This is a genomic window from Nocardia sp. NPDC052112 (assembly GCF_040680135.1).
Taxonomy (GTDB): Bacteria; Actinomycetota; Actinomycetes; order Mycobacteriales; family Mycobacteriaceae; genus Nocardia.
In genome coordinates, this window is the sequence record NZ_JBFAWD010000009.1 from 1 (window position 1) to 2,509 (window position 2,509).

2 protein-coding genes and 1 pseudogene are annotated in these 2,509 nt (G+C 66.2%); 2 read left to right on the forward strand and 1 reads right to left on the reverse strand.

Annotated features, from left to right (window positions below):
- A partial coding sequence (locus AB0L58_RS18940) for a hypothetical protein (protein ID WP_364388292.1) occupies positions 1-380 on the forward strand: 380 nt, incomplete at its 5' end.
- A gap of 183 nt (positions 381-563) precedes the next feature.
- Entirely contained in the window at positions 564-1,280 is a 717-nt protein-coding gene (locus AB0L58_RS18945) for a hypothetical protein (protein WP_364388294.1), read from the forward strand.
- A gap of 466 nt (positions 1,281-1,746) precedes the next feature.
- Here AB0L58_RS18945 and AB0L58_RS18950 read toward each other — a convergent pair.
- Positions 1,747-2,342, reverse strand: a pseudogene (locus tag AB0L58_RS18950) (dihydrofolate reductase family protein).
- Positions 2,343-2,509 lie beyond the last annotated feature (167 nt).

Below are 2,509 nucleotides of genomic sequence, written 5' to 3' on the forward strand. Positions count from 1 at the left end.
AAGCCACCCTGCGCACCGCCGCCTACGGTGCCGTGTCGCTGCTGGCCGCCGCCGATGCCACCGGCTCTCCCCACAAGATCGCCACCGCGGGCTCGATCGCCCTGTCCTCGGCCACCGGCCTGATCGGGCACGTACTCGCCGCGAAGTCGAAAGACATCGACCTGAAGGGCAAAACCGTCGCCGAACTCGCCGACCAGGTGCTGCCAGCCCTGACCGCGGCCATGAACCTGCTCGACAAGCAGGACCCGGCCCAAGCCGACAACTTCCGCAACACCATCGCCGTCGCCATCGAAGCCGCCACCCAAGCCCGCAAAGCCCAGCCCAGCCCCACCCTGGCCGAGATGACCCGCAAGATCACCGCAGCCCTCGACGCCGCTTGATCGGACGCAGGGCCCACTCCAGTGCTGGGCCCGCGACCCGAACCAACGCACATCGAGAGATCGGACAGAACTCGTGTTCTGTCCGGTCTCGCCGGTTCAGCGCGTGCTCGAGCCGTCCCCGCCAATCAGGCAATCCCCGAATTCATTTCCCGCACATCCGCGAACGACTAGAGGAACCCGGTCATGCGTCAACTTGCCCCGCTCACCGCCATTGCTCTGATCTCCGCCACCGTCGGCCTGGCCGCCACCGCTCAGGCCGCCCCCGCCGTCGAGTCCGCCCCCGCGGCCATCGGCTACACCGTCACCACGGACGACACCTCGGCCACCATCACCGTCGACTCCGGCGAACTCGCCGTCGAGGACGGCAGCCTCGCGATCGAATCCACCGATGGCACGGTGGTCGCGGGCACCGAATTATCTTTCCGCATCGACGATTTCGTCTTTCCCATCGCCGCCGAGATCCGCGACCGCACCGCCACCCTCACCCCGCGCCTTGATCCGGCACACGCGGTGTACCGGCCGGTCGCGCTGCCCTACGAGGACACCGCACCCTTCAAGACACCCTACGACCGCGAACAGGCCGCCTGGGCGCGGATGACGAGCACCATCGGAGTCGGTGCCAGCATCGGCACCCTGGTCGGCGGACTCGGTGGCGCCGCCCTCGGCTGTGCGCTCGGCGGCATCGCCGGGGCGACCGTGGCCGCCGCGACCATCGTGGGCATGTTCGGGTCGTTCATCCCGGCCGCCGCGGTCGGCTGCCTCGGCGGCATCGCCGCTTTCGGCGCCCTCGGCACCATCGCCGGGCAACTGCTGGTGACCGCACCCATCACGATCGCGGCCGCAGCTCAATACTTCGCCACCATCAACCAGCCCCTCAATGCCCCCACAGACCAGCGGTGACGTAAGCGTGATCAGGTCGAGAACATCCCAGATTCCGCACCTGAAGTGCGAACCCCAGCAGGTTGTCGCCGCACCGCGATTGCGAGGTGGCTAAGCGCCGCGTGATTCGGCGAGACACACTCGGGTGCGCGCGACGTATCCCGACGAAGGTAATCGGCCATCGGTTTTCGTCCTGCAGGCATCGTGGGTCGATCCGATGACGGGGCGAACCTGGTGTACGGATAACGACCTGTTACGCGAGGATCCGAGTGAACTGGTGCGCACGGTTCGCGTGTGCTACGGATCCGGCGGATCCGAAGCGCAGTCGATTTCGACCAGAAACCACATTTAGCGCACTTCTGATCGACATCGAGGTCCCACCGCCGCGACCCCGCATGCTGACCGAGCCGCGGGCGCTCGCTCCGGTTCCGGTATGCAGCTGGTCGACACCCCGCGGCGCGAGCGATCTGTGGACGGGACTATGGCATCACCGTCGCCAGAAGAAGTGATGCACCACCCCGCTGGGGCTCGGGATCCGCTCCAGATGGAAACGCTCGACGAGTTCGTCGGGGCTCGCCCACAATCTTTCGCCGCGACCGAGTTCGACTGGTGTGACAGCGATATGCAGATTGTCGATGAGATCGGCGTCGAGGAATTTCCGAACCGTGGCAACACCACCGCCGATCCGCACGTCCTTGCCCTCGGCGGCGTCGAATGCCCGCGCCAGCGCGTTCTTCGGGGACGCGTCTAGGAAGTGGAATGTGGTGTCCCCCAGGGTGATCGAGGGTCGCACATGATGAGTGAGGACGAAAACCGGCGTGTGGAACGGTGGTTCGTCGCCCCACCAGCCCTGCCACTTATCTCGGCGCCGATGTTATTGGTGAAGTCGCGAGTGCAGTAGTCGTCGAGACCGTAGGTCCCGCCGGGGTCGGTCCGGGTGGGCCAGTGGGCGGTGGCACCCGCCCAGGAGAAGAGCGCGGCCGGATCGGCGTGGCCGAACGGGTGCTCGAAGCTCTGCCCCTCCCCGGCCCCATATCCATCGCCGGAAACGTTGAAATTCTGAACTCGAACCAACTGTGTCATCGGAACCCTTCCTGATTGCAATATGCAACCGGCTGTCAACCTACCCAGACTGATCCCGTTATGCAACCAGTTCGCATCGCTCCGCATCAATGGCCGAACTCCGCGCCACTCACCTGAGCGTCGCCCAGCGGGCACCGTTTGCCGAGGCCGGGCACCCCTTGTACGGG